We start from the raw sequence: 4657 nt of genomic DNA, 5'->3' as shown, positions 1-4657 counted from the left end.
GTCCGCCCCCGGACCGCCCGACCCCCGACCGGGAGCCGACGGCCGGGGACGAGCACCGAAGAAGGAGAGCACCACCGTGGATCCAACCGCCGCGGCCACCGCCCTGCACCTCACCGGCGACCTCGTGGACCTCGCCCTCGCGGACGAGACCCTCGCCCGGTGGCAGTTCGGCATCACCACCGTCTACCACTTCCTCTTCGTCCCGCTGACGATCTCCCTGGCGACCCTGGTGGCCTGCCTCCAGACCGCCTGGGTGCGCACGGGGAAGGACCGCTATCTGCGGGCCACCAAGTTCTGGGGCAAGCTCTTCCTGATCAACATCGCCATGGGCGTGGTCACGGGCATCCTCCAGGAGTTCCAGTTCGGCATGAACTGGTCCGACTACTCCCGCTTCGTCGGCGACGTGTTCGGCGCACCGCTCGCCTTCGAGGCGCTGATCGCCTTCTTCTTCGAATCCACCTTCATCGGCCTGTGGATCTTCGGCTGGGACAAGCTGCCCAAGAAGCTGCACCTGGCGACCATCTGGATGGTGGCGGTCGGCACCGTGCTGTCCGCCTACTTCATCCTCGCCGCCAACTCCTGGATGCAGCACCCGGTCGGTTGGACCTACAACGAGGAGGCGGGCCGGGCCGAACTCACCGACTTCCTCGCCGTCCTCACCCAGAACACCGCCGTCGCCCACTTCGCCCACGCCATCACCGCCGCCTTCCTCACCGGTGGGGCGTTCGTCGTCGGCATCGCCGCCTGGCACCTGCGCAAGGGCCGGCACGTCGAGGTGATGCGCACCTCGATGCGGCTCGGCCTGGTCACCGTCGTCGTCGGCGGTCTGCTCACCGCCGTCAGCGGCGACCACATCGCCAAGATCATGTACGAGCAGCAGCCCATGAAGATGGCCGCCGCCGAGGCCCTGTGGGACACCGAGGGCCCCGCCCCCTTCTCCGCCTTCGCCATCGGCGACGTCGACGAGGGGCGCAACGTGGTCGCCATCGAGGTGCCCGGCCTGCTCTCCTTCCTCGCCCACGGCAACTTCTCCGACCCGGTGCCCGGCATCAACGACACCAACGAGGCCATGCAGGAGGAGTTCGGGCCCGGCGACTACCGCCCCAACATCCCGGTCGCCTACTGGAGCTTCCGCTGGATGATCACCTTCGGCATGATCTCCTTCGCGCTGGGCGTCGCCGGGCTGTGGCTCACCCGCCGCAGGCTCTTCCTCTCCGAACGCCTCCGCGAGAAGGCGGCCGACACCGAGCGGGTGCCGATCCTCGCCCTGACCCGCGACGGCGAACTCGGCCCCACCCTCTCCCGGTGGTACTGGCGGCTGGCCTTCCTCACCCTCGCGTTCCCCCTGATCTCCAACGCCTGGGGCTGGATCTTCACCGAGATGGGCCGCCAGCCCTGGGTGGTCTACGGGGTCCTGCCCACCTCCGCGGGCGTCTCCCCCAACGTCTCGCAGGGCGAGGTCATCCTCTCGATGAGCGTCTACACCCTGCTGTACGCGGTGCTCGCCGTCGTCGAGGTCAAACTGCTGATCAAGTACGCCAAGGCCGGACCGCCCGAGCTGACCGACGCCGACCGCAACCCGCCCACCCGCATCGGCGGCCACGACCGCGAGGACGCCGACCGCCCCATGGCCTTCTCCTACTGAGCGGCGAAAGGAGCACTGACCCGTGAATCCCGTCGAGTTGGCGAATTCCGTGCACGCCGCCCTCGAACCGCACGCGCTGAACGTCGTCTGGTTCTCCCTGATCGCCGTCCTGTGGATCGGCTACTTCTTCCTGGAGGGCTTCGACTTCGGCGTCGGCGTGCTGACCCGGGGCCTGGCCCGCGACCGCCGCGAGCGCCGGGTGCTGATCAACACCATCGGCCCCGTCTGGGACGGCAACGAGGTCTGGCTGCTCACCGCGGGCGGCGCCACCTTCGCCGCCTTCCCCGAGTGGTACGCCACCCTCTTCTCCGGCTTCTACATCCCGCTGCTGCTCATCCTGATCTGCCTGATCGTGCGCGGCGTCGCCTTCGAGTACCGCTCCAAGCGGCCCGAGGAGCGCTGGCAGCGCAACTGGGAGCACGCCATCTTCTGGACCTCCCTGCTGCCCGCCTTCCTGTGGGGGGTGGCCTTCGCCAACATCGTGCGCGGCGTGCCGATCGACGCCGACGGCGAGTACGTCGGCAACCTCTTCACCCTCCTCAACGGCTACGCCCTGCTCGGTGGCGCCGTCACCCTGCTCCTCTTCACCTTCCACGGCGCGGTCTTCATCGCGCTCAAGACGGTCGGGGAGGTCCGGGAACGGGCCCGCGCGCTGGCGGGCCGGCTGGGGTTGGTCACCGCCGCCCTCGCCGTGGCCTTCCTGGGCTGGACCCAGCTGGGCACCGGCACCGCGTGGTCGCTGCTCGCCCTGGTGATCGCCGCCGGAGCGCTGGTCGCCGCGCTGTTCGCCAACCGGGCCGGACGCGAGGGCTGGGCCTTCGGCCTCTCCGGCGTCACCATCGCCGCCGCCGTGACCATGCTCTTCCTGACCCTCTACCCGGCGGTGATGCCCTCCTCGCTGAACGCCGAGTGGGACCTGACCGTGGTCAACGCCGCCGCCACCCCCTACACCCTGACGATCATGACCTGGGTCGCGGCCATCGCCACCCCGATCGTGCTGCTCTACCAGGGCTGGACGTACTGGGTGTTCCGCAAGCGGATCGGGGTGCAGCACCTGGCCCCCGACCCGCACGGCCCCGCCGACGGCGGAACCGGACCCGCCACCACCGGGCCCGACACCGGAGGACCCGGGAGCCCCGACGCGCCGGAGAGCCCCGACGCGCCCGGCTCGCCCGATCGCGTGCCGACCGCCTGATCCGCGTCGGCCACCGACTCCCGGCCCGGCCGGCCTCACCGACGGACCGGGACCCCCGGCCGGCGCCGGTTACCCCCGACCGGCGCCGGCCGACCGCCCCCGCACGGAAGACCGAACGCCATGAAGCCCGTGGATCCCCGCCTCCTCCGTCACGCCCGCGCCACCCGCGGGTTCCTCGTCGGCTCGGTGCTGCTCGGCCTCCTCAACGCCGGTCTGGTCATCGCCCAGGCCGTGCTGATCGCCGACATCGTCGTCGGCTCCTTCCAACAGGGCCTCGGCTCCGATGAACTGACCGGCTCCGTGGCGCTGCTCGCCGCCACGGCGGTGGGCCGCGCCCTGGTCTCCTGGCTCACCGAGCGCGCCGCCCACCGGGCGGGCGCCGCCGTCAAGTCCGAGCTGCGGACGCGGCTGGTCGAGCACGCCGCCGCCCTCGGCCCCGGCCGGCTCGACCACCGGCGCAGCGGCGAACTCGCCGTGCTAGCCGGACGCGGCATCGACGCCCTCGACGACTACTTCGCCCGCTACCTGCCCCAGCTCGGCCTCGCCGTCGCGGTCCCCGCCGCCGTGCTGGCCGTCATCCTCACCGAGGACTGGGTCTCGGCGGCGATCATCCTCGGCACCCTGCCGCTGATCCCGCTCTTCATGGTCCTCATCGGCTGGGCCACCCGCGCCCACATGGACCGGCAGTGGCGCCGACTGTCCCGGCTCTCCCACCACTTCCTGGACGTGGTCGCCGGCCTGCCCACCCTGAAGGTCTTCGGTCGTGCCCGCGCCCAGGTGGAGAACATCCGGGCCATCACCGCCGACTACCGTCGCACCACCGTCCGCACCCTGCGCATCGCCTTCCTCTCCTCCTTCGCCCTGGAACTGCTCGCCACCATCTCGGTGGCGCTGGTCGCGGTGAGCATCGGCATGCGCCTGGTGCACGGCGAACTCGACCTGCACACCGGCCTGGTGGTGCTGATCCTGGCCCCCGAGGCGTACCTGCCGCTGCGCCAGGTCGGCACCCACTACCACGCCGCCGCCGAGGGCCTGTCGGCCGCCGACGAGGTGTTCGGCGTGCTGGGGACCGAGCGGCCCCGCCCCGGCACCGGGACCGCCCCCGACGCCCGCACCGCCGACCTGCGGCTGGAGCGCGTCACCGTGCGGCGGGAGGGCCGTGCCGGGGAGGTGCTGAGCCGGGTGGACCTGACGCTGCGGCCCGGCGAGACCGTCGCCGTGGTGGGCCCGTCGGGCGCCGGGAAGACCACCCTGCTCAACGTGCTGCTGGGGTTCGTCCGCCCGGAGCCGGGCGGACGGGTGCTCATCGGGGACCGCGACCTCGCCGACCTCGACCCCGCCTCGTGGCACCGGCAGGTGGCGTGGGTGCCGCAGCACCCCCACCTGTTCGCCGGAACCATCGCCGAGAACGTCCGGCTCGCCCGCCCCGACGCCGATGACGCGGCCGTGCTCCGTGCCCTGCGCGACGCCGCCGCCGACGCGGACCTGCCGCCGGGGCGCCGGGTGGACGAGGGCGGGGCGGGCCTGTCCGCCGGGCAGCGGCAGCGCGTCGCGCTGGCCCGCGCCCTGCTCACCGAACGTCCGGTGCTGCTGCTGGACGAGCCGACCGCCGCGTTGGACGGCCTCACCGAGGCGCGGGTCCGGGAGACCCTGCGCCGGGCCGCCGGCGGGCGGACGGTACTGATCGTCACCCACCGGCCGGCCCTGCGCGACCTCGCCGACCGGGTGGTGGAACTCCTCCCGGCGGGGGCCGCCGGTGCCCTTCCGGCGCACGGGAGCCCGGACGCCGCCGACGGGGCCGGCGGGGCGGGGGCGAC

Annotated in this window: 3 protein-coding genes; all 3 read left to right on the top strand. The window is 72.6% G+C overall.

Going from position 1 to position 4657, the window contains the following annotated elements; translation table 11 throughout:
• Positions 1-124 precede the first annotated feature (124 nt).
• A complete protein-coding gene (locus FNQ90_RS13225; protein ID WP_143620435.1) occupies positions 125-1645 on the top strand; it encodes a cytochrome ubiquinol oxidase subunit I in 1521 nt (506 codons plus the stop codon).
• Positions 1646-1667: 22 nt separating this feature from the next.
• Entirely contained in the window at positions 1668-2840 is a 1173-nt protein-coding gene (gene cydB / locus FNQ90_RS13220; protein ID WP_323379929.1) for a cytochrome d ubiquinol oxidase subunit II, read from the top strand.
• 120 nt (positions 2841-2960) lie between these two features.
• Positions 2961-4657: thiol reductant ABC exporter subunit CydD (gene cydD, locus FNQ90_RS13215; RefSeq protein WP_182606560.1), on the top strand; the 1697-nt coding region annotated here is incomplete at its 3' end.

Source organism: Streptomyces alkaliphilus (genome assembly GCF_014141535.1).
GTDB classification, from domain to species: domain Bacteria; phylum Actinomycetota; class Actinomycetes; order Streptomycetales; family Streptomycetaceae; genus Streptomyces; species Streptomyces alkaliphilus.
Note: the sequence above shows the minus strand (reverse complement) of the source record. Positions and strands in the feature narration are given on the sequence as shown.